General features: G+C 70.2%; 20 protein-coding genes. 11 read left to right on the top strand and 9 right to left on the bottom strand.

Going from position 1 to position 23,871, the window contains the following annotated elements; all coding sequences use genetic code 11:
• Window positions 1-59 precede the first annotated feature (59 nt).
• The gene (locus MPPM_RS06140; RefSeq protein WP_096484289.1) at window positions 60-410 is read right to left on the bottom strand and encodes a hypothetical protein; all 351 of its coding nucleotides are present in this window, start codon (window positions 408-410) and stop codon (window positions 60-62) included.
• A 296-nt stretch (window positions 411-706) separates the two neighbouring features.
• On the opposite strand from MPPM_RS06140, the gene MPPM_RS06135 reads away from it, so the two are divergent.
• Window positions 707-2,071: a cytochrome P450 gene (locus MPPM_RS06135; RefSeq protein WP_096484288.1), complete on the top strand. Its 1,365-nt coding sequence runs from the start codon at window positions 707-709 to the stop codon at window positions 2,069-2,071.
• Between the two features lie 4 nt (window positions 2,072-2,075).
• On the opposite strand, the gene MPPM_RS06130 is transcribed toward MPPM_RS06135, so the two are convergent.
• From MPPM_RS06130 to minC (MPPM_RS06105), 6 genes are all read right to left on the bottom strand, one after another.
• Window positions 2,076-4,631: a TonB-dependent receptor gene (locus MPPM_RS06130; RefSeq protein ID WP_096484287.1), complete on the bottom strand. Its 2,556-nt coding sequence runs from the start codon at window positions 4,629-4,631 to the stop codon at window positions 2,076-2,078.
• Between the two features lie 175 nt (window positions 4,632-4,806).
• On the bottom strand, window positions 4,807-5,733 hold the full coding sequence (locus tag MPPM_RS06125; RefSeq protein ID WP_096484286.1) for a FecR family protein: 927 nt from the start codon (window positions 5,731-5,733) through the stop codon (window positions 4,807-4,809).
• Window positions 5,734-5,850: 117 nt separating this feature from the next.
• Window positions 5,851-6,360: an RNA polymerase sigma factor gene (locus MPPM_RS06120; RefSeq protein ID WP_096484285.1), complete on the bottom strand. Its 510-nt coding sequence runs from the start codon at window positions 6,358-6,360 to the stop codon at window positions 5,851-5,853.
• 349 nt (window positions 6,361-6,709) lie between these two features.
• Entirely contained in the window at window positions 6,710-6,997 is a 288-nt protein-coding gene (minE, locus tag MPPM_RS06115) for a cell division topological specificity factor MinE (protein ID WP_096484284.1), read from the bottom strand.
• Window positions 6,994-7,809, bottom strand: coding sequence for a septum site-determining protein MinD (gene minD / locus MPPM_RS06110; protein WP_012453139.1), 816 nt, complete (start codon window positions 7,807-7,809; stop codon window positions 6,994-6,996). The genes minE and minD overlap by 4 nt, the downstream gene beginning before the upstream one ends.
• Before the next feature lie 12 nt (window positions 7,810-7,821).
• Window positions 7,822-8,460 (bottom strand): septum site-determining protein MinC, encoded by a 639-nt coding sequence (gene minC, locus MPPM_RS06105; protein WP_244573562.1) that lies wholly within the window; start codon window positions 8,458-8,460, stop codon window positions 7,822-7,824.
• 420 nt (window positions 8,461-8,880) lie between these two features.
• Here minC (MPPM_RS06105) and MPPM_RS06100 point away from each other — a divergent pair, with 420 nt between their 5' ends.
• On the top strand, window positions 8,881-10,569 hold the full coding sequence (locus tag MPPM_RS06100; protein WP_096484282.1) for a methyl-accepting chemotaxis protein: 1,689 nt from the start codon (window positions 8,881-8,883) through the stop codon (window positions 10,567-10,569).
• Between the two features lie 266 nt (window positions 10,570-10,835).
• Here MPPM_RS06100 and typA read toward each other — a convergent pair whose 3' ends face one another.
• Window positions 10,836-12,662, bottom strand: a complete 1,827-nt coding sequence (typA, locus tag MPPM_RS06095) for a translational GTPase TypA (protein WP_017486932.1) — start codon at window positions 12,660-12,662, stop codon at window positions 10,836-10,838.
• Window positions 12,663-12,912: 250 nt separating this feature from the next.
• Here typA and MPPM_RS06090 point away from each other — a divergent pair, with 250 nt between their 5' ends.
• From MPPM_RS06090 to MPPM_RS06050, 9 genes are all read left to right on the top strand, one after another.
• Window positions 12,913-13,668: a class I SAM-dependent methyltransferase gene (locus tag MPPM_RS06090; protein WP_096484281.1), complete on the top strand. Its 756-nt coding sequence runs from the start codon at window positions 12,913-12,915 to the stop codon at window positions 13,666-13,668.
• 153 nt (window positions 13,669-13,821) lie between these two features.
• Window positions 13,822-14,559 (top strand): septum site-determining protein MinC, encoded by a 738-nt coding sequence (gene minC / locus MPPM_RS06085; protein ID WP_096484280.1) that lies wholly within the window; start codon window positions 13,822-13,824, stop codon window positions 14,557-14,559.
• A gap of 263 nt (window positions 14,560-14,822) precedes the next feature.
• Window positions 14,823-15,803, top strand: a complete 981-nt coding sequence (locus tag MPPM_RS06080; RefSeq protein ID WP_096484279.1) for an ABC transporter substrate-binding protein — start codon at window positions 14,823-14,825, stop codon at window positions 15,801-15,803.
• A gap of 13 nt (window positions 15,804-15,816) precedes the next feature.
• Window positions 15,817-16,638, top strand: a complete 822-nt coding sequence (locus MPPM_RS06075; protein WP_017486928.1) for an ABC transporter permease — start codon at window positions 15,817-15,819, stop codon at window positions 16,636-16,638.
• An 8-nt stretch (window positions 16,639-16,646) separates the two neighbouring features.
• Window positions 16,647-17,537 (top strand): ABC transporter ATP-binding protein, encoded by an 891-nt coding sequence (locus MPPM_RS06070; protein ID WP_096484278.1) that lies wholly within the window; start codon window positions 16,647-16,649, stop codon window positions 17,535-17,537.
• A gap of 243 nt (window positions 17,538-17,780) precedes the next feature.
• Window positions 17,781-19,658 (top strand): sensor histidine kinase, encoded by a 1,878-nt coding sequence (locus tag MPPM_RS06065; RefSeq protein WP_096484277.1) that lies wholly within the window; start codon window positions 17,781-17,783, stop codon window positions 19,656-19,658.
• Window positions 19,648-21,006 carry a sigma-54-dependent transcriptional regulator gene (locus tag MPPM_RS06060; protein WP_096484276.1) on the top strand — a complete coding sequence of 453 codons (1,359 nt, stop codon included), beginning with the start codon at window positions 19,648-19,650 and terminating at the stop codon, window positions 21,004-21,006. Before MPPM_RS06065 ends, MPPM_RS06060 begins: the two co-directional genes overlap by 11 nt.
• Window positions 20,993-21,865: a beta-keto acid cleavage family enzyme gene (locus MPPM_RS06055; protein ID WP_173807884.1), complete on the top strand. Its 873-nt coding sequence runs from the start codon at window positions 20,993-20,995 to the stop codon at window positions 21,863-21,865. The genes MPPM_RS06060 and MPPM_RS06055 overlap by 14 nt, the downstream gene beginning before the upstream one ends.
• A gap of 389 nt (window positions 21,866-22,254) precedes the next feature.
• On the top strand, window positions 22,255-23,094 hold the full coding sequence (locus MPPM_RS06050) for a transporter (protein WP_244573481.1): 840 nt from the start codon (window positions 22,255-22,257) through the stop codon (window positions 23,092-23,094).
• A 72-nt stretch (window positions 23,095-23,166) separates the two neighbouring features.
• Here MPPM_RS06050 and MPPM_RS06045 read toward each other — a convergent pair whose 3' ends face one another.
• On the bottom strand, window positions 23,167-23,814 hold the full coding sequence (locus MPPM_RS06045) for an HdeD family acid-resistance protein (protein WP_096484274.1): 648 nt from the start codon (window positions 23,812-23,814) through the stop codon (window positions 23,167-23,169).
• Between the last annotated feature and the right edge of the window lie 57 nt (window positions 23,815-23,871).

Genomic DNA, 23,871 nt, shown 5'->3' with positions numbered 1-23,871 from the left:
CGCAGAGCGCGGGACCGTCCGGGAGTCCAAGCGTCGCGGGCGTCGTCGGCCCAAGGGCCTCAGACCGGCCGGCCCGGAACTTTGGCGAAGAAGGCGCCCAAGGCGGCCATCACGCCGAGCAGCAGCATCAGTACGGAGAGGTACTGCATCGGGATCCAGAACAGGGTGTGGCGCGCCCGCAGGATCACGGTCTGCCCCGTGCGCGGATCGACCAGCTCCCGGTCGGGCCGGCCGTTCAGCCGCGTGCCGATGACCCAGTTCAGCGCCGCCGCGGCGAGCCACACCGCGACGACGCCGGTCGGCGTCGGGATGCCGATCCGGGCCAGAGCGGGATCGACGAGCACGCTCAGCACCAGGGCCACGCCCGCGATCAGCACGGAGAGCACGCCCCAACCGGACCAGATGATCATCGTCAGTCTCCTCGGCGGCCGCACGGTGCTGCCGCATCCTGCGCCGGCGGGGTGCCGGCCCAGGGGCCATGGGACGGCCAGACGGGCTTTCGCAGCCGGATCCGCCTCGCGTGCCGAACGGAGGACACAGCCATCATCAGGGCACGTCCTACGCGTCAAATGTTGTGTCGTACAGTCTCCCGTTGAAGCTGGAGCGGTGCCGGCGCGCGGGGCCCGATCAACGCCCTCGCGAAGACCGATGCCAGCGCTTAGAACGCATCGCGGCAGGTCGGCGAGAGGCCGCGGAGGATCGAGGAATGGACATGCAGGCTCCGCCCGCGGGCGCGGTGCCGCGCCTGGTGCCGCCGGTGCCGGTGCCGCCGGAGCGGGAATTGCCGACCCTGCGCTTCATCGCGGCGATGCGGGTCAACGGCATCCTCTGCTGGCCGGCCTCCGCCTACGAGGCCCCCCTGCGCCGCCGCCGGCTGTTCGGGCGCACCCGCTTCACCGTCAGCGATCCGGATCTCGTGCGGCGCGTGCTGGTCGACAACGCCGCCAACTACGCCCGCACCCCGATCAGCATCCGCATCCTGCGGCCGATGCTCGGCGACGGCCTGCTCATCAGCGAGGGGACGGCGTGGCGCCACCAGCGCCGCACCCTGGCGCCGGCCTTCACCCCGCGGGCGGTGGAGACGCTGGTGCCCCACATCCTCTCCGCCAGCGACGAGGCGGTCGCCGCCCTCGAACGGCCGGCGGCGCGGGGGCCGGTCGATCTGTTCGCCGCGCTCCAGCGGCTCGCCCTGGAGATCGCCGGGCGCACCATGTTCTCCGTCGGCATGGCGAACCACGGCGACCGCCTGCGCGGCTTCCTCGAAGCCTACGCCGCCCGGCTCGGGCGCCCGCACCTCACCGACCTGCTCGTCCCCCTGCGCTTCGCCACGCCGCTGGACCGGGCCCGCGCCCGCTTCCGGCGCGACTGGGTCGCCTTCCTCGACGGGATCATCGCCGACCGGGACAAGGGGCAGGACGAGCGGCATCAGAGCGAGGCCCGCGATCTGCTCGACCTGCTGCGGGCCGCCCGCGACCCGGAGACCGGCCGGGGCTTCACGCACGAGGAGCTGCGCGATCAGGTCGCCACCATGATCCTGGCCGGGCACGAGACCACGGCGGTGACCCTGCTCTGGGCCTGCACCCTGCTCGCGCTCTCGCCGGAGGCGCAAGGCGCCGTGGCCGCCGAGGCCGCGAGCGCGGACAAACCCTTCACCCGCGCGGTGATCGAGGAGACCCTGCGGCTCTACCCCTCCGCCTTCGTGCTCGCCCGCCGCGCCGTCGGCCCGGACGAACTCGGCGGGGAGCCGGTCGCGGCCGGCGACAGCGTCACGATCTCGCCCTGGCTGCTGCACCGGCACCGCCGGCTGTGGCGCGACCCCGACGCCTTCGATCCCGGCCGCTTCCTGCCCGGCGCGCCGCCGGTGCCGCGCTTCGCCTACCTGCCCTTCGGGGCGGGGCCGCGGGTCTGCATCGGCGCGGCCTTCGCGCTCACCGAGGCGACCCTCGCCCTGAGCCGCATCGTCGGGCATTTCCGGATCGAGCGGGCCGATGGCCGCCCGGTGCTGCCCGCGGCCGTGGTGACGACCCAGCCCGACCACGCCCCCGCGTTCCGACTGACGCGGCGGGCCTGATCCCTCAAAAGTCCACCGAGGCGGAGAGCAGCACCGTCCGCGGCGTCCCCTGGGCGAGGATGCCGCGCCCGGTCGTCGCCCAGTAGTTGCTGCCGGTCACGTTGACGACGTTCGCCCGCAGCGTCAGCGGCCTGTCCTGGAACAGAGTGGAATAGCGAAGGCCGAGATCGAGCGTCGCCCAATCGGGGATCTTCTGGCTGTTGGCCAGATCGTAGTACTGCGCCGCCGTATAGATCACCCGTCCGGTCAGGGTCAGGCCCGGCAGGAAGCCCGGTAAGAGGTTCGGCGGCAGGTCGTACTCGCCGTAGAGGTTGAGCTGCACCTCCGGCACGCCGACCGCGACCCGGCCGACATTGCTTGGATCTTGGGACCGCACCTGCACCCCGTCGAGCAGGCTGACGCCGCCCAGCACACGAACCCCGGGAACGGGCTCGCCGAACACGGTGAGTTCGACGCCGCTGTTGCGCTGGCGCCCATCGACCGAAAAGACCAGGGTGCGGGCATCGAGGAAGTCGAAGGGCTGCTCGATCTCGAAGGCGGCAAAGCCTAGCCCGACGGTGCCGAGATCGAGCTTGGCGCCGACTTCCGTCTGCCGCGAGACCGCGGCCGGGAAGGCGGCGCTGGCATTGACGGCGTTCACCGGCGGGGCCGGCGAGGTCAGGCCCTCGACGTAGTTGGCGTAGAGCGAGAGCCGCTCCCACGGCTTCACCACGACGCCGACGCCCGGCGAGAAGGCGCCGCTCTCGCTGGCGCCGGTGCGCAGACCCGTGACGGGGTTGTAGGAATTCACGTCGAGGCTCTGCCAGCGCCCGCCGACGGTGACGAGCAGCCGATCGTCGAAGAGCGCCATCGTGTCGGCGACGGCGATGCTGCGGTTGATCCGGCTCGACGTGCGCGGCGTCGCGTTCGACAGGCCGACGCTCGAGCGCGGCGCGACGATGACCGGGTCGTAGAGGTTCGACACGATGGGCGCGCCGACATTCTGCGCCGTCGGCTGGGCCAGATCCTGCCAGAAGCCGACCGCGGCGAGGCCGAAGCTGTGCCGGATCGGCCCGGTCTCGAACGTGCCGCGCAGGCCCGCCTCGGCGGTCCGGTTGACGATGTGCATCGGCAGGTAGCTGATCGGGTCGCGGTAATCGCCCCGCGCGTTGAAGATCGTCAGCACGCCGCCGAAATATTCCTGCCGGAAGTTCGAGCGGCCATAGGCGCCGTAGAAGGTCAGGTCGGGGGTCAGGTCGTACTCGACCCGGGTCGCGAGCTGCTGGTTGGCGCTGTCGCGGTACTCCCAGGGCTGGTGCTGGTTGAGCGTCAGGTCGGGGGCGCGGGGAATGCGCACGCCGGCCGCGACGCTGCGGTTGCGCAGCGGCGACTGGAAGTCGAGCTCCTGATAGCCGAGGTCGAGGCTCGCCCGCAGGCGCTCGCCGCGATAGTCGAGGGCGAGCGCGGCGGTGCCGAAATGGACGCTCTGGTTGTCGATCGGCGTGGCGCCGTTGTTGAACGCGCCGTTGAAGCGGATGCCCCATTCCTTGTCCGCGCCGAAGCGGCGGCTGATATCGACCGCCTTGTAGACCTGTGCGTCGGAGGCGTAGCCGAGGGTGACGCGGTTGAGCGGCTCCTCGAGCGCTCGCTTCGGGATCAGGTTGATGATGCCGCCGATATTGCCGAAGGGCGGCACGCCCGAGAGCAGGGTCGAGGGACCGCGCAGCACCTCGACGCGCTCGATCGGCTCGATCGCCGGGTTGAAGGAATCGGCGACACCGAACAGGCCGTTGAAGGCGATGTCCTGGGCGAAGACCGGGAAGCCGCGGATGAAGAAGCCGAGGATGCCGGAGAAGGCCGGCACGTTGGTGCGGATCGAGGGGTCGTTGTTGACGACGTCCTGGACGTTGCGCGCCTGCTGGTCGCGGATCAGCTTCTCGGTGTAGCTCGTCGCGTTGAAGGGCTGGTCGAAGGTGTTGCGGTTGCCGAGCAGGCCGAGGCGCGAGCCCGACGCGACCTGCCCGCCGGCATACGGCACCGGCGGCTGCCCGATCGTCCCGGTCGGCGGCGGCAGGCCCGCTGCGCGGGCGCCGCTCCCCGCCTGGCCCTCGACCGCCAGTTCCTCCAGGGTGACGGCGGAGGCCGGCTCGGCCCCGAGCTGGACGTAGCGCGGGTTGACGAGGGTGATCGTCGAGGGACCCGCCGCCCGGTAGGTCAGGCCGGTGCCCGCGAGCAGCTCGACGAGCGCGTCGAGCGGCCGGAACGCACCCCGGACGCCCTTGGTGGTCAGGCCCTCGGTCAGGGCGGTTCGGTAGGCGAGCGTCAGTCCGGCCTGTCCGGCCAGGGCCTTCAGGGCCGGCTCGAGCGGCCCGGCCGGGACCGCGACCGGGATCCGCACCGCATCCGTTCCGCCCGAACTGGATGGCACGTCGGCGGTGACGGGAACGAGGCTGATCCGTTCCGAGGAGAGCGGCGCCGCGTCCCCGGCGCCCGCAAGGGCCGTCACGGCGATCAGCGATGCGCCCGCCAGGGCGAGATGCGGCACGCCCCGTGCCGCCTCGCGTCGATCTCCCGCCACCATGTCCCGTGCCCCTGTCCCCGGCCGGGAGCGGTCCTTGCCGCTCCTGTTTCGATAGACAGGCGAGCCGCGAAACTCCTGACCTCCGCCGCGAAGATTTTTCTCGGCGAGCCGCACACGACCGCCGACGGAGGCCCTCGCGGTCGCGGATGGCGGCTTCGCCGACATGCCGCTTGGGCTAGCGGACGAGGACGAGCAGCGGCGTCAGCCGGGTGAGGCGCAGCCCCATCGCCGCGGCCAGCACGTCAAGCGCCGCGTCGGTGTCGCGCAGGTCGAGCGTGCCGCTGAAGCGGCGGCCGCCGAGCGCGGCATCCATCAACAGGATGCGGCCGCGCCGGTAGCGTTCCAGTTCGCTCAGAACCTGGGAGAGCGGCTGACCGGAGACGGTGAACTTTCCCTCGCGCCACGCGATCGCCCGCGCGACGTCGCCCGCCCGAGCGACGGGCCGGCTGTCGTCGCCTCGAACCGCGATCTCGCCGGCTCGCAGCCGCGTCTCGCCGGCTCCGATCGCGACATCGACGCGGCCCTCGGCCACGCCGACCGGAGCCGCCGCATCGATCCGGACGAAGAAGCGCGTCCCGACCGCGCGGGCCCGCACCCCGTTCCCGCGCACGACGAAGGGGCGTCCGGGATCGGGCACGACATCGAACACCGCCTCGCCGCGCAGCAGGGCGACGCCGCGCTCGGCCTCCGTGAATCGCAGCGCCAGGGCCGTATCGGTGTTGAGATCGACCCGGCTTCCGTCCGGGAGAACGGTCGTCTCGATTCCGCCCCGCCCGGTCCAGGCATCCGCCCGCATCCGGTCGATCCAGCCCAGGGGATCACCCAGCAGGGCGCCCAGGCCGAGGATGGCGGCGAGCGCCGCGAGGCCCTTCGGCGGCCCGCGCCGCCGCGGATCGGGCGCCCGCTGCATCGTGCGGCGCCACGCCTCCATCTCGGCGAAGGCCTCGGCGCGGGCGGGATCGGCCGCACGCCACGCCTCGAAGGCGCTGCGGTCGGCCTCCGTCGCATCCGCGGAGGAGAGGCGCGCGACCCAGAGGGCGGCCTCCTCGTGGACCGGATCGTCGGCCTCCTCCGACGCGTCCGGGGGCGTGCGCTGGCTCATCCCGTAGATCTTGACGTTGGTCGTGCCGGCTCTCGTCTCGCATGCCCGGCCGGGCCGGCGCGAGCGCCGTCCCTCTCATAAAGACCGGTGAGGCCGGCAAACCCTGACACTCCGCCTTCAGAAAAAATCGCGGCAGGTGCGGCGGGTGTGGAGGAACGCCTTCATCAGGTGCTTCTCGACCATGTTGCGGCTGATCCCCAGCCGGGCCGCGATGACGCCGTTGGGCAGGCCGTCGAGGGTGCTGAGCAGGAACACCTCGCGGCAGCGCGGCGGCAGCCGGTCGATGGCGTCCGCGACGAGGCGCAGCTGCTGGCGCGCGATGACCTGCTGCTCGGGCCGTGCCTGTTCGTCCGCCACCTGCGCCGGGTCGAGATCCGTCAGGGAGGAGAACAGCCTCTTTTCGAGACGGCGCCGCGCCCCGAGGTTGAGCGCGACATTGCGTGCCACGAAGAACAGGAAGATGCGGGGCTGCTCGATCTCCGTTCGGCCGAGTGCCTTCACGAGGCGCAGATAAGTCTCCTGCGCGGCCTCGGCCGCGTCGGCCGGATTGCCCAGCAGGCGCATCAGGAAGCGCTGCAGCCGCGCGCCCTCACACCGATGCAGAGCCTCGATCAACCCCGCCGACATCCCCACCAGCCCCGAGCCTCGTGAACGCGCGCGACCGCATCGTTCGTGGCTGCTATCGGAGGCGCAAAAGTCGCGTGGAGCAAGTCTGAGGGATCAGTTTTTAAGAATTCCAGAGTATTGCTTTTGATCAAAACAAGTCGTTGAGGGTCCTTCCGGAATCGCGCGCCGAACAGCCTGCGGCTCTATTGTCCTTATCCTGTGCCGGTCCGCTCTGCCGATTTGTGTTGCCGCTGCGCAACGGTTGCGCGATCGGATCTCCTTCCCGATCCGGCCCTGGATCGCTCCCGGGCGAGAAAAAACCCGCGGCATCGATCCGATGCCGCGGGCCGCGAGGTTTCGAGATCCCAATTCAGGCGCTGGCGCGCTTGGCCTTCGGCTTCTGGTTGAGGACCGCATCGACCGGGAATTCGATGTCGACGCCGAGCGTCGAGACGCCCTCGCCGCGATCCAGCTTGATCTGCACCTTGTCGCGCTCGACCGTGACGTGCTTGGCGATCACGTTCAGGATCTCTTCGCGCAGGGTGATGATCAGGTCGGGCCGTCCGTTTTCCGCGCGCTCGTGCGCGAGGATCAGTTGCAGGCGCTCGCGGGCGACCGAGCCCGAGCCACGGGGTTTGAGGAAGGTCAGAACACTCATGCGGCCCTCCGTGTGAACAGCTTGTTGATCAGGGATTTGCGGTCGGAGGGGATCGCCATCGGCACGGTCTCGCCCTTGAGGCGGCGCACGGCGTCGATGTAGGCGCGCGAGGGCGCGCAGAGCGGGTTGTTGAGCGTCACCGGGCAGCCGACGTTCGAGGCGCGCAGGACTTCGAGGCTCTCCGGGATGATGGCGAGCAGCGGGATCGAGAGGATCTCGAGCACGTCGTCGACCTTGAGCATGTCGCCGCGGTCGGCGCGGGCCGGGTCGAAGCGGGTCAGGATCAGGTGCTTCTCGATCGAGTCGCCGCGCTCGGCGCGGACGGTCTTGGAATCGAGCAGGCCGATGATCCGGTCCGAGTCGCGCACCGAGGAGACTTCGGGGTTGGTGACGACGACGGCGACGTCGGCGTGGCGCATGGCGAGCTGGGCGCCGCGCTCGATGCCGGCGGGGCTGTCGCAGACGATCCAGTCGAACTTCTCACGCAGCTCGCCCATCACCCGCTCGACGCCCTCGTCGGTGAGCGCGTCCTTGTCGCGGGTCTGGGAGGCGGGCAGCAGCGAGAGGTTCTCGAGGCGCTTGTCGCGGATCAGCGCCTGCGGCAGCTTGGCGTCGCCGTTGGTGACGTTGATCAGGTCGTAGACCACGCGGCGCTCGGCGCCCATGATCAGGTCGAGGTTGCGCAGGCCGACGTCGAAATCGACCACGCAGACCTTCTCGCCGGCCTGCGCCAGCGCCGCACCGAGCGCTGCCGTCGTGGTGGTCTTGCCGACGCCGCCCTTGCCGGACGTGACACAAAGAACCTTGGCCATTCTCGTTTCCCCTTAACCCAAGGCTGCAATTTTGATCGCGCCGCCGTCGGACCAGATCTGGACCGCTTGGCCGCGCAGGTGAGTGCCCATGTCCTCGGCCGTGCGGACGAGGCGGTCGATGCCGAGAAGCTCGGGCTCGAACTTGCGGCAGTAGATGCGTGCGCGGGGGTTGCGGGCGGCGCCCGCGATGGCCCGCCCGCGCAGGGCGCCGTAGACGTGGATGGAGCCGCCCGCGAGGATCTCGGCGCCCGAGGACACCGAGCCCATCACGGTCACGTCCCCTTCCCGGTGGACGATGCTCTGTCCCGAGCGCACCGAGCCCTCGATGGTGAGGGACGACACGCCCGGCTTCTCTTCCTCGAAGGCGGGTGCCTCGAAGGCATCGCCGGCGGGGCGACCGCCGACGAGCCGCGGCGGCAGGAGCGAGGGCAGCGGGGCCGTCGCACCCTCGATCCCGAGGATGCGGAGCTTACGGGCCGACAGCTCGGCGATCAGGCTCTCCAACTCGGACGGCGCGGCGTCGAGGCCGGCGACGTCGAGGATCACGGCCCGGTCGTCGAACAGCGTGGCCGACCGCTTCAGGGCTGCGTCCAGAAGGGCGAGCCAATCGGCGAGGGGGGCTTCCGGCGCCAGCGAGACGGCGCGGAACACGCGGCCTCGCAGGGGCAGTGAGGGGCGGGTGGGAGCGGGGCTGGTCACGGGCGTTGACGTTTCCTTACCGACGCACCCATTGACCGCCGGGATGGTTACCGGGGGGTTAATTTTTACGCTCACCGGGCAAGAATTGCCGGGCAAGATATTCCCGCCACGCCTCTTCCGTTCTTGAAAGCCCTGTTCGGACAGTCGCTTGACCGGACTGTGCCGGCGGAAACAATCATTAAGCCGGCCTGTGCCTGTCGGATCGCGTGATCCTGTGACCGGCGCGAATCAGGCAATTCGGCCCCGCCGCGACGCGGCACGAGCGCACAATTTGCTCGCGCGAGACCGGATTAACGGGGCCTTAGGCGCCGAAACTTATCAATTGATCAAGCGCCGCCGCAGGGCAGCGCATTCGCTTCTCGGATCAGCGTCATGCGTGCCATCGCCAACCTCTCCATCATCGCAAAGCTCGTCGTCGTCTTCGCACTGGTCATCCTCGCCGTTTGCGGCTCCACAATCATCAGTTGGCGTAGCCTCGGCACGATCGAGGAAACCAACCGCTGGCGCGACCATACCTACCAAGTCCTGCTGGAACTCGACCGCTTGACGGCCAGCATGGTGGATCGCGAGACGGGCCTGCGCGGCTACCTCGTCTCGGCCGACTCCGCCTTTCTCGAGCCGTATCATGCCGGAGCCAACGCCTACGGTGAGACGATGGGGCGGTTGCGCACCCTCGTGGCCGACAATGCCGAGCAGCTGCGCCGCCTCGACGCGCTCGACACCGCCGCCGGCCAGTGGACCCGCGACGTCGCCGAGCGCGAGATCGCGCTGATGCGCGACGAGGGGACCCGGGAGCAGGCGCGCCGGATCGAGGCTTCCGGTGCCGGCAAGACCGCCATGGACACGGTGCGCCGGATCGCCGCCGCGATGGCCGGCGCCGAGGCGGGCCTTCTGGAGACGCGCGCGCGGATCGCCGAAGAGGCCGCGACCGCCTCCCGCTTCGCCGTCGCCGCCGGCCTCGCGGCGCTGCTGGTCGTTGCCGGCCTCGGCATTCTGCTGCTGCACGGCTTCGTCGTGCGCCCGGTTCGCCGGATGACCGGGCTGATGAGCCGCCTCGCGGAAGGCGATGCGAGCGTCGAGATCCCGTTCCGTGAGCGCCGGGAGGAAATCGGCGCGATGGCGAAGGCGGTTCAGGTGTTCAAGGACAACCTGATCCGTACCCGGGCCCTGGAGGAGGAGACCGCTCTGGCGCGGGCCGGCGCCGAGGCGCAGCGCAAGGCGGCGATGCGCGAGATGGCCGACAGCTTCGAGCTGGCGGTGAGCAGCATCGTCGGCACCGTCTCCGCCGCCGCCACCGAGCTGCAGGCGACCGCCCAGAGCATGGAGGGCACCGCCTCGCAGACGGCCTCGCAGTCGAACGCCGCCGCCGCCGCGGCGGAAGAGGCGGCGACGAATGTCGGCACGGTCGCCGCGGCGGCCGAGGAGCTCGGCGCCTCGGTGCAGGAAATCGCCCGGCAGGTCACCGGCTCGACCACGCTCGCGCGCAACGCCGTGGTCGAGGCCGAGGGCACCGCGCAACTGGTGCAGGACCTGAGCGTCGCCGCGGCCAAGATCGGCGACGTGGTGGGGCTGATCTCCACCATCGCCGGCCAGACCAACCTTCTGGCGCTGAACGCCACGATCGAGGCCGCTCGCGCCGGCGAGGCGGGCCGGGGCTTCGCCGTCGTCGCCTCGGAGGTCAAGGAGCTGGCCAACCAGACCGCGCGGGCGACGGACGAGATCTCCGGCCAGATCGGGCAGGTGCAGGCCATCACCGGACAGGCGGTCGCGGCCATCGGCGACATCGCGGCCCGCATCCGCGAGATCGATGGGCTCGCCGGCTCCATCGCCGCGGCGGTCGAGGAGCAGGGGGCGGCGACCCAGGAGATCGTGCGCAACGTCTCCGAGGCGTCCGCCGGCACCGGCGCGGTGACGGGCAACGTCGCGCGCGTCGCGGCGGCGGCCGAGGAGACCGGGGCGGCGGCGAGCCAGGTGCTGGTCTCGGCCTCCGAACTGTCGCGCCAGTCCGAACATCTCGACGGCCAGGTCCGCCACTTCCTCCACACGGTTCGCGCCGCTTAGAGCATCATCCCGAAAGGTGGTGTGCGGCTTTCGGAAAAAGATGATGCAAAAACAGATCCCTAGCGCATCGTGCTGGATCCGATATCCAGCACGATGCGCTAGGGCGATCACCGCCCGGACCGATTCCCCCCTCGCCCCGCTGGCGGGGAGGGGGAAGCCGGCGCCGCCCGCACGCGTTCCTGCGGGCAACGGACGCCCAAGAAAAAAGGCCCCGGTGCGTTCGCCGCACCGGAGCCTTCTCGTTGTCGTCGAACCGGACGCGGCGCTTAGGCCGACAGCGCTTCCTTCGAGCGCTCGAAGCGCTTGCGCTCGTTCGGGTCGAGATGAATCTTGCGCAGCCGGATCGACTTCGGCGTGACTTCCATCAGTTCGTCGTCCTGAATCCAGGCCAGCGCCTTTTCCAGCGTCATCCGGATCGGCGGCGTCAGGCGCACCGCCTCGTCCTTCGAGGTGGTGCGGATGTTGGTGAGCTTCTTGCCCTTGAGCACGTTCACCTCGAGGTCGTTCTCGCGGTTGTGCTCGCCGACGATCATGCCCTGATAGACCTTGGCGCCGGGCTCGATCATCATCGGGCCGCGATCCTCGAGGTTCCACATGGCGTAGGCCACGGCCTCACCCTTGTCGTTCGAGATCAGCACGCCGTTGCGGCGGCCGGCGATCTCGCCCTTGTAAGGCTCGTAGGCCTTGAACAGGCGGTTCATGATCGCGGTGCCGCGGGTGTCGGTCATCAGCTCGCCCTGGTAGCCGATGAGGCCGCGGGTCGGGGCGTGGAAGACGAGCCGGAGACGGTTGCCGCCCGAGGGCCGCATCTCGATCATCTCGGCCTTGCGCTCGGACATCTTCTGCACGACGACGCCCGAATACTCCTCGTCGACGTCGATCACGACCTCCTCGACGGGCTCCAGGATCTCGCCGGCCTCGTCCTTCTCCAGGACGACGCGGGGACGCGACACCGCGATCTCGAAGCCCTCGCGGCGCATGGTCTCGATCAGGATCGAGAGCTGCAGCTCGCCGCGGCCGGAGACGTAGAACGAGTCCTTGTCGGCGGCTTCCTCGATCTTGAGCGTGACGTTGCCCTCGGCCTCCTTGAACAGGCGGTCGCGGATCATGCGGCTCGTGACCTTGTCGCCCTCGGTGCCGGCCAGCGGCGAGTCGTTGACGATGAAGGACATGGTGACGGTCGGCGGGTCGATCGGCTGGGCCTGGATCGGCTCGTTGACGGCGGGATCGCAGAAGGTGTCCGCCACGGTGCCCTTGAGCAGACCGGCGATGGAGACGATGTCGCCCGCCTCACCCACGTCGATGGGAGCGCGCTCCAGGCCGCGGAAGGCGAGGATCTTCGAGACGCGACCGGTCTCCACGACCTTGCCGTCGCGCGAGAGCACCTTGATCGACTGGTTCGGCTTGACCGTGCCCGACGCGATGCGCCCGGTGATGATGCGGCCGAGGAACGGGTTGGCTTCGAGCAGCGTGCCGAGCATCCGGAACGGCCCCTCCTCGACGCGGGCCTGCGGCACGTGCTTGAGCACGAGGTCGAACAGCGGCGCGAGGCCGACATCCGGCGAGGCGTCGGGCGATTCGGCCATCCAGCCGTTGCGGCCCGACCCGTAGAGGATCGGGAAGTCGAGCTGCTCGTCGGTGGCGTCGAGCGCCGCGAACAGGTCGAACACCTCGTTCACGACCTCGTTGATGCGCGCGTCCGGGCGATCGACTTTGTTGATCGCGACGATCGGGCGAAGACCGATCTTGAGCGCCTTGCCGACCACGAACTTGGTCTGCGGCATCGGGCCTTCGGCGGCGTCGACCAGCACGATCACGCCGTCGACCATCGAGAGGATGCGCTCCACCTCGCCGCCGAAATCGGCGTGGCCGGGAGTGTCGACGATGTTGACGCGGGTGTCCTGCCAGACGACCGAGGTCGCCTTGGCGAGAATCGTGATGCCGCGCTCCTTCTCGAGGTCGTTCGAGTCCATCGCCCGCTCCTCGACCCGCTGGTTTTCGCGGAAGGTGCCGGACTGCTGGAGCAGCTTGTCGACCAGCGTCGTCTTGCCATGGTCGACGTGGGCGATGATGGCGATGTTGCGCAGCTTCATCGGGGTCTCGAAAACGTTCGGAAACGTGGAGCCCGGCCATAAAGCGGCGTGTCGCGGGCCGTGCTTCGACGGTCGTGACGCCAGTGTACGGATTCGGGCGGTATCGCGTCGCAATATAAGCTGGCGGCCGATCCGGCAAGTGCGGGTTGACCGCCCTGCGGCGAGGACACACCCGCCGGGGGAACATGTCTGTCGATTCGGTCTGGCCCTCCGGTCTGCCGATTCGGGCGCGGGAGCAGGGACCATCCGCATGAGCGCGTTCAAGGATCACTTCTCGGACAACAGCGCCGGCTACGCCGCCCACCGGCCGACCTACCCGGCGGCCCTGGTGGATTTTCTCGCGGATGCGGCGCCCGGACGGGATCTCGCCCTCGATGTCGGCTGCGGCACCGGCCAGCTCTCCACGCGTCTGGCCGAGCGATTCGCGGCGGTGGTCGCCACCGATGCCAGCGCCGGGCAGATCGCGGCGGCGACGCCGCATGAGCGGGTGCGGTACCGTGCGGCTCCGGCCGAGCGATCCGGCCTGCCGGATGCGAGCGCCGACCTCGTCACCGTCGCGCAGGCCGCGCACTGGCTCGACCTCGATCCGTTCTACGACGAGGTTCGCCGCGTCGCCCGGCCCGGGGCGGTGCTGGCCCTGATCACCTACGGCGTGCTGCATCTGTCCGACGCCGCCGATCGCGTCGTCCGACACTTCTACGACGCCGTGATCGGGTCGTTCTGGCCGCCGGAGCGCCGGCATGTCGAGGACGGCTACCGTTCGCTGCCCTTTCCCTTCCCGGAACTGGACGCGCCGAGGCTCAGCATCACAGTGGCGTGGCGGCTGGCGGATCTGGCCGGATACATCGAGACGTGGTCGGCGGTGCGGGCGGCGGAGAAGGCCGTCGGCCGCGGCCCGATCGAGAGCTTCCATGCGGCGTTGGCCGCGGCCTGGGGCGATCCGGGTATGGTCAGGCCGGTGTCCTTTCCGCTGTCGCTCCGGGTCGGCCGGGTCGGGAATGGCTGACGCCGCGATCCCGCAGGACATCGGTGCGGACGCGGCGGACGCGGGGCGGGGAGGCCGCACGCCTTTGTTGTTGAGGAGGGCGCGCCCGCATGCGGCGCGGCCCGCGATCTGCCATAAGCTGACCGGCATGATCCCCTCACCGCGAACCTGCCCGTGACCGACCGTCCCCCGATCCGCTTCCGCGGCCGCTCCTTCCTGGCGATGGTGCTGGCGCCCGTGCCGCCGATCGACCAGTGGCTCGCCGAACTCGACGCGCTCAAGCAGCGGGCGCCCGCCTTCTTCTCGGTGCGGGCCATCATCCTCGACGTGACCGGCCTGCGCTTCGAGCGCTCGGATCTCGCCCATCTCTGCGAGGAGCTGAACCGGCGCTCGATCACCATCCTCGGCATCGAGGGGATCGGCCCGACCTCGCTCGGGCCGGGCTTCCCGCCGCCGCTGGTGGGCGGCAAGCCGGTCGAGGACATCGCTCCGCCCGAGCCCGGTGCCGCAACGCCCGAGGCTCCCGCCGCCGCGGCTCAGGCATCCGCCCCGGCGCTGGTGGCGCCGCCGGCGCCGCCCCGGCCACGCTCCTTCGTCCTCGACGCGCCGGTGCGCTCGGGGCAGGTGATCCAGCATCTCGACGGCGACGTCACCGTGCTCGGATCGGTGGCCTCGGGGGCGGAGGTGATCGCCGGCGGCTCGATTCACGTCTACGGCGCCCTGCGCGGCCGGGCGATCGCCGGCGCCGTGGGCGATCCGGGGGCGCGCATCCTCGCCCGCAAGTTCGAGCCGGAACTCATCGCCGTCGACGGTCTTTACAAGACCGCCGACGATCTCGGCGGCGCCCGCTGGGGCCAGGCCGTCCAGGCGCGGCTCGAAGGGGATGCGATCGTCCTCGTGCCGCTCGACTGACGCTACGGCCCCGGTCCGGGCGATCCCGGATCTCTCATCCATCGTGACGATGCGCCGGCGGCGGATTTCCGCCGCCCTCCCGGGCCGGGTGGCGGGAAACCGCCGCACTCGACACGGAGCTTCGGGCGGTCTCAAGAAAAAATTTCATTGGTTGCAATCCCTTAAACGACGACTGGCGCTTCCTGCATGGCTGGCATGCGCTCTGCAATGGAGCCGGGGCCAACCGCACCGGCCGCAGAGCCGGGCCATCAGGGAGAAACCCCTTGCTCGACCGTCTTCACCTGTCGCGTCGCCGCCTCGCGTCCCTCGCCGTCGCGACCTCCGCCCTGCTCGCGCCGCTCCCGCTCTCCGCGCAGGAAGTGGTCCGCGTCGGCAACCTGAAGCTCGCCCACTTCGCCGGCGTCTCCTACGTCAAGGAGATCGCCAAGAACTGCGGCATCACCATCGATCTCAAGATCTTCGCCAAGGGCCCGGACATCATGCAGGCGATGCTCGCCGGCGAACTCGATGTCGGTGCCACCGCCTCGGAGGCCGCGATCTCGGCCCGCGGCAACGGCGCGCCGGTCTACATCGTCGGCGGCTTCGCCCGCGGCGGCGCCCGCCTGCTCGCGACGCCGGAATCCGGCATCAAGTCGGCGGCCGATCTCAAGGGTAAGAAGGTCGGCGTCACCCGCGGCTCGATCCAGGAGGTGCTGCTCGGCGCCGAGATGGCCAAGCACGGCCTGAAGAACCGCGACGTCAACCTGATCTTCCTCGGATATCCGGATCTGAACCAAGCGCTGCTGCAGAAGCAGGTCGACGCGATTATGCAGACCGAGCCGCAATCGGCCCAGGCCATCGCCCGCGGCTTCGGCGTCGAGGTGATCAAGCCCTACGACACCCCGGTCGGCTCGCCGATCCGCACGCTGGTGATGACGGAGAAGTTCTACGGCGAGAAGAAGCCCGTCGCGGCCAAGTTCATGGAGTGCTTCGTGAAGGCGCAGAAGACCTTCATGGACGATCCGAAGGCAGCCGAGACCTTCGTCACGCAGGACGTGTTCAAGGGCCAGCTCACCGGCCCCGAGTTCCAGGAGGCGCTCGCCAACTCGCCCTACACCCTCGATATGAGCGCCGACCACATCCAGAAGACCACCGACGTCATGGCCGAGCACGGCATCGGCAAGATGTCGAAGCCCGCCAAGGCCGTCGATTGGGTAAAACTCGATCTGCTGGAGGCCGCCAAGGCTTCCGTCGGCACGAACTGAGGAGGCCTTCCCGATGAACGCCGCCCGCCTCAAACCCCTGGCCGAGGGCTTCGCGGTTCCGATCGCCGTCCTCCTGATCTGGCAGCTCGCCTGCACCGCCGGGCTCGTCAACCCGATGGTCCTGCCCTCGCCCGCCGCGGTCGCGGCGCGCTGGTGGGCCTATCTCGCGCCGCTCGAAGCCTACGATCCGGCCCACGGCTCGTGGTTCCTCTGGCTGTTCTCCGGCGAGATGCTGCACGACGCGATGGCCTCGCTCTATCGCGTCGTCGTCGGCTTCCTCGTCGGCGCCGGGCTCGCCCTGCCGCTCGGCCTGTTCATGGGCACGAGCGACGTGATCTACCGCCACATCAACCCCTTGATGCAGGTGCTGCGGCCGATCCCGCCGATCGCCTACATCCCGCTCTCGATCCTGTGGTTCGGCCTCGGCAACGCGCCCGCCGTGTTCCTCATCGCCATCGGCGCCTTCTTCCCGGTGCTGATGAACACCATCGCCGGCGTGCGGCACGTGGACGGGATCTACATCCGCGCCGCCCGCAGCCTGGGCGCGAGCCGGATGACGATCTTCCGCCGGGTCATCCTGCCGGCAGCCACCCCCTACATCCTGTCGGGGGCGCGGATCGGTATCGGCACCGCCTTCATCGTGGTGATCGTGGCCGAGATGATCGCGGTCAACAATGGGCTGGGCTTCCGCATCCTCGAGGCGCGCGAGTACTTCTGGTCCGACAAGATCATCGCCGGGATGCTGACCATCGGGGCGCTGGGCCTCCTCATCGACATGGGCGTCAGCCGCCTGAACAACCACCTGCTCCGCTGGCACCGCGGCCTGGAATCGTGAGGGAGACCATGTCCGTGCAACCGCATCCCATCGACGCCGTCACGCAGCGCGCCGTGCCGGTCGCCCCGCCGGTCGCCCCGCCCCTGGGCGCCGCCCCCTCGCACGCCGCCCCGCACATCGTGGTGACCGGCGTCGACAAGGTCTTCCCCGTCCCCGGCGGCGAGGTCGTCGCCCTCAAGGACATCGACCTCACCATCAACCGCGGTGAGTTCGTCTGCCTGCTGGGCCCGTCCGGCTGCGGGAAGTCGACGCTCCTCAACGCCATCGCCGGCTTCTCGCACCCGACCCGCGGCGGCATCACCGTCGACGGCACCAAGGTCGCCGAGCCCGGTCCCGACCGGGGCATGGTGTTTCAGGAATACGCGCTGTTCCCCTGGATGAGCGTGGCGCAGAACATCGCCTTCGGCCTCGAGATCAAGGGGATGGGCCGCGCCGCGATCGAGGCGCGGGTGGCCGAGCTCCTCGAGATGCTCAAGCTCACCGAGTTCCGCGACCGCTTCCCCAAGGATCTGTCCGGCGGCATGCGTCAGCGCGTGGCGATCGCCCGCGTGCTGGCGCTGGACAGCCCGGTGATGCTGATGGACGAGCCGTTCGGCGCGCTCGATGCCCTGACCCGCCGCTCGCTTCAGGACGAACTGCTGCGGATCTGGGCGGCCACCGGCAAGACCATCGTGTTCGTCACGCACTCGATCGAGGAATCGATCTACCTCGCGGACCGCATCGTGGTGCTGACCTACCGTCCCGGCACGATCAAGCGCGACATCCGGGTCGATCTGCCCCGACCGCGCGACAGCGCCTCGGCCGCCTTCAACGCCATGAAGCGTGACCTCTCCGCCCTCGTCACCGCCGAGCAGCACCGCTTCGAGGAGGTCGAGATGAAGGGGCTGACGACGGATTGAGTCCGCTTCCGGATGGAGCCGCCGACGAGGTTGGCGGCTCCCGCTTGCGGCCGTAATCCTATTCAATCCTCATTCTGAGGTGCCCGCGCGAGCGGGCCTCGAAGGATCTTCCAGATCGCGTGCGGCTGGCTGGAGCCCCCTTCGAGGCCTCCGCTCCGGCACCGTCAGGATGGGGGTGGAGCGACGGATCGGTCCGTCGATCCATCGGGAGCATGCTGGCACGCACCGGCGCACAGAATCGCCATGCCCTTTCCCCGCGCCAAGGCCTTGCGCGCCCTGCTCCTCGCCGTGCTGGCGGTCGCGGCGATCCTCGTCGTGATCAAGGCGGGCGACGTGACCGAGGACCGCGTCGCCGCGAGCCTCGCTGGCGATGCCCGCCAGCGGGCGGAGATCTACGCCCAGAGCCTGGAGGGCGCCATCGAGCGCTTCGGCTTCCTGCCGGCGGCGGCGGCCCTCGATCCCCGGGTCCGGCAATTGCTGGCCGCGCCCGAGGATCCGGCGCAGGTCGCCACCGTCAACGCCTATCTCAAGCGGCTGAGCCGCGACGCCGGGGCAGGCGTCGTCTACCTGCTGGTCCCCTCCGGCCTGACCATCGCCGCCTCGAACTGGGACACGTCCCAGACCTATGTCGGCCAGGACTTCTCCTACCGGCCCTACTTCACGGAGGCGCGCGGCGGGCGGATCGGGCGGTTCTACGCCATCGGGACCCTCACCGGTGTGCCCGGCTACTTCATCAGCGCCCCGGTCGTCATCGACGGCGCCGTGCGCGGCGTGGTGGCGACCAAGGTCAGCCTCGATTCCATGGAGACGATCTGGCGCGAGGGCACCGACCGCGTGCTCGTGGCCGACGAGAACGGCATCGTCTTCCTCGCCTCCGACCCCACCCTCAAATTCCGCGCGACGGGGCCGCTCGACACCGCCGCCCGCGCGCGCATGGAGCGGACGCGCCAGTACGGGCGCGACGACTATCGCGTGATCGATCTCGGCCTGACGGAGACAGTGGGCGGCGTGCCGCTGGTCAGCCGGTCCGAGGCGGCGCCGCACGGTCGGGCCCTGTTCGAGCAGCAGGCCCTGCCGGCCTATGGCTGGACGCTGCTGCTCTTCGCCGACGCGGCGCCGGTGGCCATTGCCGGGCGCAGCGCCCGGGTCGGCGCGATCCTGGCGCTGGTCGTGCTCGGCCTGATCGGCCTCTACGGGAGTCAGCACCTGCGGCGGGTGCGCGAGAACCGCGCGGCGCAGCGCGAGCTCGAAGCCAAGGTCGCGGCCCGCACCGCCGATCTGAGCGCGGCCAATCTCAGGCTCGCGGGCGAGATTGAGGAGCGGACCCGTGCCGAGGCCAATCTCAGGGAGACCCAGGGCGAACTGGTCCAGACCGCCAAGATGGCGACGCTGGGCCAGATGGCGGCCGGCATCACCCACGAGCTGAACCAGCCGCTCGCCGCCCTGCGGGGCTTGGCCGACAATGCCTCTGCCTTCCTGCGTCAGGGCCGGGAGACGGAGGCCGCCGCCAACCTGACCCGCATCGTGTCTCTGGTCGACCGGCTCGGCAAGATCACGGGACAGTTGCGCAGCTTCTCCCGCCGCTCGGGCACGGAGCGGGTCGCGGTCGATGTCGGTGCGGCGGTCTCGGAGAGTCTCGCGATCCTGTCCGCCCGCATCCGCGACGCGGGCGCGCGGATCACGACCGATCTCGATCCGGCTGCGCAGTGGGTGGTGTTCGAGCCGATCCGCCTGTCGCAGGTGCTGATCAACCTCGTCGGCAACGCCCTTGATGCCGTCAAGGGCCGTCCGGGGGCGGAGGTCGCGGTGCGCGCCTGGGCCGGGGAGGGGCAGGTCGTGCTCAGCGTCGAGGATAACGGGCCGGGGCTCGACGCGGCGGCGCTCACCCGCATCTTCGACCCGTTCTTCACCACCAAGCCGGCGGGGGAGGGCCTCGGCCTCGGCCTGCCGATCTCGCTGGCCATCGCCCGCGAGTTCGGCGCGACGCTCCAGCCCCGACCGATGCCCGGCGGGGGGCTCGCTTTCGACCTCGTGATGGACGTGGCGCGCGAGCCGTCTAAGGAGAGGAGCGGGGCGGTTTCGCCGGTGAGGATGCGCCAGGGGATCAGCCATGTTTCCTGAGACGGAGCCGGCCTCCGCCGCGCGGGTCGTGCTCATCGACGACGAGGAGATGGTCCGCCTGTCCATGGAGCAGGCGCTCCAATTGGCCGGGATCGCGGTCGAGGCTTACGACAGCGCCGAGGCGGCTCTTCCGGCCGTCACCCGCGACTTCTCCGGCATCGTCGTCAGCGACGTGCGCCTGCCGGGGCGCGACGGGCTCGAACTCCTCGCCGACATCCGCCGCCGCGACCCCGAACTGCCGGTGGTGCTCGTCACCGGCCACGGCGACATCGCCATGGCCGTCGCCGCCATGCGCGAGGGGGCCTACCACTTCATCGAGAAGCCCTTCGTCAACGACGCCTTCGTCGAGGTGGTCCGGCGTGCCCTGGAGAAGCGGGCACTGGTGACCGAGAACCGCCGCCTGCGCAGCGCCCTCGACCGGGGCGAGGCGCGGGGCAGCGCGGTGGAGCGCTGCCTCGTCGGACAATCGCCGGCGATGCGGCGCCTGCGCGACGACGTCGCCTCGCTCGCCTCGGCCGCCGCCGACGTGCTGGTGCTCGGCGAGACCGGGGCCGGCAAGGAGCAGGTCGCCCGCGCCCTGCACGAGGGCGGCGCGCGGGCGGCCAAGCCCTTCGTGGCGATCAATTGCGGCGCCATCCCCGAGAGCATGTTCGAGAGCGAGATGTTCGGCCACGAGGCCGGCGCCTTCACGGGGGCGGGCAAGCGCCGCATCGGCAAGGTCGAGCATGCCGGCGGCGGCACCCTGTTCCTCGACGAGGTCGAGAGCATGCCGCTGGCGCTGCAGGTGAAGCTGCTGCGGGTGCTGCAGGAGCGGCGCATCGAGCGGCTCGGCTCCAATACCGGCGTGCCGGTGGACCTGCGGGTGGTCGCCGCCACCAAGGAGGATCTCGACGCGCTCTCGGAGTCCGGGCGCTTCCGCCGCGACCTGTTCTTTCGCCTCAACGTCGTGACGCTGACCCTGCCCCCGTTGCGCGAGCGCCGCGAGGACATCCCGCTGCTGTTCGAGCAGTTCGTCGTCCAGGCGGCGGTGAAGTACCAGCGCCCGGTGATCGAGGTTCCGCCTTCGCTGCGCCGCTCGCTGATGCTCGCCGACTGGCCGGGCAACGTGCGCGAGTTGAAGAACGCCGCCGAGCGGGCCGTGCTCGGTTTCCTCAGCCCGGATCTGGCCGGCGCCGCCGACGCGGCGCCGGGGCTCGACGCCCTGCTTGACCGGGTGGAGCGCCTCGTCATCGAGGACGCGCTCAAGGCCTCCGGCCAGCGCATCGCCGAGGCCGCCCGGGCGCTCGGCCTGCCGCGCAAGACCCTCTCCGACCGCATGCGGCGACTGGGCCTGAATGCGGGCGACTGACCTCCTTATCCAACGCGAGACCGAACCTGTGACGCACGACGCCGGCTGGCCGCCGCTCATCCTCGCCAACGCCCCCAACGGCGCCACCCGCACCAAGGCCGACCATCCGGCCCTGCCGATCACCCAAGCGGAGATCGCCCGCACCGCCGCCGAGATCGCCGAGGCGGGGGCGGCCATGATCCACGTCCATGTCCGCGACGCGCAGGGGCGCCATCTCCTTGATGCGGAAGCCTATCGCGCGCTCACCGCCGCGATCCGCGCGGAGGTGGGGGAGCGCCTCGTGGTGCAGATCACCTCGGAGGCCGCCGGGCGCTACGAAGCCCCGGAGCAGATGGCGGTGGTGCGCGCGGCGCGCCCCGAGGCGGTGTCGCTGGCGCTGCGCGAGATCGTGCCGGACGCCGCCTCCGAGACCGCGGCGGCGGCGTTCTTCGCCTTCGCCCGGCGCGAGCGCATCCTGCTTCAGGTCATCCTCTACGAGGCCGCCGAAGTGACCCGCTACGCCGAACTCAAACGCCGCGGCGTGCTCGGGGAGGGCGGGGATTTCCCGCTCTTCGTTCTCGGCCGCTACACCCCCGGCCAGGTCTCGCGGCCCGCCGACCTGCTGCCCTTCCTGGCCGCGGCAGGGGAGGGGCTGCCGCTCTGGGCGATCTGCGCCTTCGGCCCCCGCGAACAGGCCTGCGCCCTCGTCGCGGCAGGGCTGGGCGGCCATGTGCGCGTCGGCTTCGAGAACAGCCTGCTCGCCCCCGACGGCCGTCCGGCCGAGAGCAACGCCGCCCAGATCCGCCGCGCCGCCGAGGGTGCGCGCGGGTTTGGGCGCCCGCTCGCCGACGCCGACACGGCGCGGGCGATGATGGCCTGACACGGCGTCCGCTCGATCGCGGCGGATGTCGCATCGGTCTGCCCGCGCGGCTGCCTGAGTGCAGACCGAGCCGCGAGGCTTCGCCCTGCGGCCATGCCTCAGTTCTCGTCTTGATACGATCCGGGAGTGAATTTTAATCCCAAAATATAGGGCAAATATCGAATTTTCCTGTCCTGTATCTTCTGGGATAAACTTGTAACAGGCGATCATTTCTATCAATCGATCGGCCTCTGCCCGACTATTCTCCTTTTTTTCTTCCCGCCATGGAGGCGCACGGATCGAAACAGCCTCGCAGGCGCGGACGGGCGGCTCGCGCGGGTCAGCAATGGGGAAACGTGGTGCAGTTTGGACGGAAAGCGCGCCGCCACGCGCGGGTCGTGACATGCGCGTTGTGCGCGCTTCTGGCCGGGGTGCCGTCCGTTGCCCTGGCCCGTTCCGCCGCGTTGCCGGGCATCACCGTCGGTCTTCCGACCGGCTGGCAGGTCCCGGAGGGCATCCAGATAAACCTCACGACGAGTTTCGCCGAGCGCGGAACGCTGCCGCAGGACAATCAGGGCAACAACAACCTCCTCGTGTTCCTGTGGGCGACTCCCTGGAAGGTCCTGGGTGGACAGTTGCGGTTCCTGCAAACGGTTCCGTTCAACGCGGTCAGCCCGCAGGAGGGCCCGTGGCAGGCGGGGATCGCTCAGCCGCTGACGGCGGCCCAGATCGCCTGGAAGCTCGGCGACAACCTCGGCGTCAGCTACTTCCTCGGCGGCTACTGGCCGAGCGACACGCTGTTCGCCTTGCGCTCCGCCTCGATCGCCCAGCGTTTCGCGATCAGCTACGTCGGCGACGGCTGGAACCTGACGGCCAACCTTCATTACGGAACGATGCTGGAGAACACCTCGCCGACCGGGGTGTTCTATTCCGACTACATGAACCTCGACCTGACGGCGACGAAGCGGTTCGGCAAGTGGCAGCTCGGTGCCGTCGCCTTCGGCTCGACCGACCTGCCGACCGGACGGCCGGGCTACCGTCCCGTCGGGCAGTTCGCGGCGGGCGGTCTCGTCGGCTACGCGTTCGACAAGTTCACGGTCCAGACCTTCGTCACCCGCGACATCGCCCAGCGCAATCTCGGCGGCGAGGAAACCCGAGCCTGGATGCGCTTCCTCGTGCCGCTCTGGCGGCCGGAGCCGGATCAGGTCCCGAACCGCGTCACCGTCCGGCGCAGCGGGGCCGCCGACTGATCCGGCGAGTGGCGGCCGATTGGCGGCGATGATGCGCGTCATCGCCGTCCGTGCCTGGGAGGGGGCTGTCCCTCAAACCCGCGCCGCCGGCGTCGACGATTGGCCGGCCGCGGTGTGGCGGGAGCGCAGGCGGAAGCCGAGGATCAGCAGCATCACGCCGAAGGCCACGGCGTAGGCGCCGAGCCAACACGTCAGGACGAGCGCCGACATGCCGGGATTGATCAGGAGCACGATCCCGAACAGCACCGAGACGACGCCGCCAAGGCCGAGCCACCAGCGCCCGTAATGCGCGTGGAGACGGAAGGCCGCCGCGATCATCAGCCCGCCGGAGAGAATGGCCCAGGCCGCGACGAGGAGCACGAAGGCCCAGACCGCGGCGGCCGGCACGAGGAAGGCCGCGACGCCGACCACGAGGTCGAGCAGGCCCTCGAGCAGCAGGAAGCCCCAGCGCTCGTGGCGCTGCGCCGCCCGCACCGCGGCGATGATGCCGAAGACGCCGTCGACCAGCATATAGGCCGAGAAGAACAGCACCAGCGACAGCACGAAGGCGCCCGGCGCCACGAAGGCGATGACGCCGAACAGGATGGCGAGGAGGCCCCGCAGGGCCACGAGCCACCAGTTGCGGGCCAGCATGGCGCTCATCGCATCGAGGCGGGCCGGTCCGGTCGGCGGCACACCGGACGGATTTGCCACCCCGGATACGTCGGATGATCCAGCCATCGACCACACTCCTGCACCAAACGCGGACGGGCCGGCGGAGCAGCCGGTCCGGCTCGC

The sequence above is a fragment of the Methylorubrum populi genome (assembly GCF_002355515.1).
GTDB classification, from domain to species: domain Bacteria; phylum Pseudomonadota; class Alphaproteobacteria; order Rhizobiales; family Beijerinckiaceae; genus Methylobacterium; species Methylobacterium populi_A.
This window is presented reverse-complemented; position numbering and strand designations above follow the sequence as displayed.

What these genes read in the sequence shown, in the direction of transcription:
- MPPM_RS06045 (WP_096484274.1), bottom strand. Translation starts at nt 23,814, where the DNA reads ATGGCTGGATCATCCGACGTATCCGGGGTGGCAAATCCGTCCGGTGTG.
- MPPM_RS06090 (WP_096484281.1), top strand. Translation starts at nt 12,913, where the DNA reads ATGAGCGCGTTCAAGGATCACTTCTCGGACAACAGCGCCGGCTACGCC.
- MPPM_RS06130 (WP_096484287.1), bottom strand. Translation starts at nt 4,631, where the DNA reads ATGGTGGCGGGAGATCGACGCGAGGCGGCACGGGGCGTGCCGCATCTC.
- MPPM_RS06140 (WP_096484289.1), bottom strand. Translation starts at nt 410, where the DNA reads ATGATCATCTGGTCCGGTTGGGGCGTGCTCTCCGTGCTGATCGCGGGC.
- MPPM_RS06065 (WP_096484277.1), top strand. Translation starts at nt 17,781, where the DNA reads ATGCCCTTTCCCCGCGCCAAGGCCTTGCGCGCCCTGCTCCTCGCCGTG.
- MPPM_RS06135 (WP_096484288.1), top strand. Translation starts at nt 707, where the DNA reads ATGGACATGCAGGCTCCGCCCGCGGGCGCGGTGCCGCGCCTGGTGCCG.
- minD (WP_012453139.1), bottom strand. Translation starts at nt 7,809, where the DNA reads ATGGCCAAGGTTCTTTGTGTCACGTCCGGCAAGGGCGGCGTCGGCAAG.
- MPPM_RS06070 (WP_096484278.1), top strand. Translation starts at nt 16,647, where the DNA reads ATGTCCGTGCAACCGCATCCCATCGACGCCGTCACGCAGCGCGCCGTG.
- MPPM_RS06125 (WP_096484286.1), bottom strand. Translation starts at nt 5,733, where the DNA reads ATGAGCCAGCGCACGCCCCCGGACGCGTCGGAGGAGGCCGACGATCCG.
- MPPM_RS06100 (WP_096484282.1), top strand. Translation starts at nt 8,881, where the DNA reads ATGCGTGCCATCGCCAACCTCTCCATCATCGCAAAGCTCGTCGTCGTC.
- typA (WP_017486932.1), bottom strand. Translation starts at nt 12,662, where the DNA reads ATGAAGCTGCGCAACATCGCCATCATCGCCCACGTCGACCATGGCAAG.
- MPPM_RS06055 (WP_173807884.1), top strand. Translation starts at nt 20,993, where the DNA reads ATGCGGGCGACTGACCTCCTTATCCAACGCGAGACCGAACCTGTGACG.
- minE (WP_096484284.1), bottom strand. Translation starts at nt 6,997, where the DNA reads ATGAGTGTTCTGACCTTCCTCAAACCCCGTGGCTCGGGCTCGGTCGCC.
- MPPM_RS06120 (WP_096484285.1), bottom strand. Translation starts at nt 6,360, where the DNA reads ATGTCGGCGGGGTTGATCGAGGCTCTGCATCGGTGTGAGGGCGCGCGG.
- MPPM_RS06075 (WP_017486928.1), top strand. Translation starts at nt 15,817, where the DNA reads ATGAACGCCGCCCGCCTCAAACCCCTGGCCGAGGGCTTCGCGGTTCCG.
- MPPM_RS06060 (WP_096484276.1), top strand. Translation starts at nt 19,648, where the DNA reads ATGTTTCCTGAGACGGAGCCGGCCTCCGCCGCGCGGGTCGTGCTCATC.